Annotated in this window: 2 protein-coding genes; both read right to left on the bottom strand. The window is 53.0% G+C overall.

Annotated elements, in window-relative coordinates; translation table 11 throughout:
- Positions 1 to 319: sulfite exporter TauE/SafE family protein (locus ACTHS3_RS14005; protein WP_440368253.1), on the bottom strand; the 319-nt coding region annotated here is incomplete at its 3' end.
- Position 320: 1 nt separating this feature from the next.
- Entirely contained in the window at positions 321 to 1,100 is a 780-nt protein-coding gene (gene pssA, locus ACTHS3_RS14000) for a CDP-diacylglycerol--serine O-phosphatidyltransferase (RefSeq protein WP_070607700.1), read from the bottom strand.
- Between the last annotated feature and the right edge of the window lie 17 nt (positions 1,101 to 1,117).

The following is a 1,117-nucleotide window of genomic DNA, read 5'->3' as shown; positions in this document are numbered from 1 at the left end:
GCATATATTTTGCCGTTACCGCGCCGAGGAGTACGCCGAGTATCATGCCTGGCGTCATTCGGCGGACGGTCGCCCAATCGATGGCGTGCTTTTTATGTTGGGCGTACATACTGGAGAAGGTGGTAAACACCATTACGGCAAAGGAAGTGCCGATGGCAAGATGCTGGGCATAGGGGTGGCCGCCTATGCCTTGCAGTTGCAATGCCCATAAGACAACGGGAACAATCAACGTGCCGCCGCCTACGCCGAACAGTCCGGCAATAAAGCCCGCCGCGCTACCGACGGCGAGCAGGGCAAGGATGATGTCCCAAGACCACATTTCAGACGGCCTTGTCGTGTTTGTGAGTTTTATGGCGTTTTTTAAACCAACGGATGACTGCCATCACATAACCGGACAGGCTGTAACCGAGGAAAAACAGGAAGAGGATGAGCGAAGGCTCCCAATTAATCAAAAGCAAAATCAACACGGCCAACACCATGCCCATAAACGGCACTTGGCGGCGGACGTTGATTTCTTTAAAGCTCCAAAACGGAATCTGCACAATCATGGAAATGCCGGCAAACAGGGTAATGCCCAATGCCCACCAATGCACTCCGGGGAAGCGTTCAAAGCTGTGATTGACCCAAATCAGGCCGACAATCAACGCTGCGGCGGTCGGGCTTGGAACGCCGATAAACCAGCGTTTATCGACTTTGCCGATAAGCGTGTTGAACAGTGCCAAACGCAGGGCGGCGCAGGCGCAGTAGATAAAGGCGATGGAATAACCGATTTTGCCAAACTGCCAAAGTTGCCATTTGTAGGCAATCAGGGCAGGCGCTACGCCGAAGCTGACCATATCTGCAAGGCTGTCGAGCTGTTCGCCGAACGCGCTCTGGCTGTTGGTCAAACGGGCAACGCGTCCGTCCATGCCGTCGAGCAGCATGGAAAGGAAGACTGCAATCGCTGCCGTTTCATAACGTCCGTGCATGGACTGTGTAATGGCGAAGAACGCGCAAAACAGTGCTGCGATGGTAAAGGAATTGGGCAGCAGGTAAATGCTGTTTTTGCGGATGGAGTTGCGTGGAGGAATCGGATTTTCTGTATTTTGTGAGTTGTCCATAATGTTTCCGTATATGC

The organism is Neisseria sp. P0009.S007 (genome assembly GCF_051962515.1).
The sequence above is the reverse complement of the archived record's forward strand: the minus strand, read 5'-3'. Positions and strand labels throughout refer to the sequence as shown.

What these genes read in the sequence shown, in the direction of transcription:
- pssA (WP_070607700.1), bottom strand. Translation starts at nt 1,100, where the DNA reads ATGGACAACTCACAAAATACAGAAAATCCGATTCCTCCACGCAACTCC.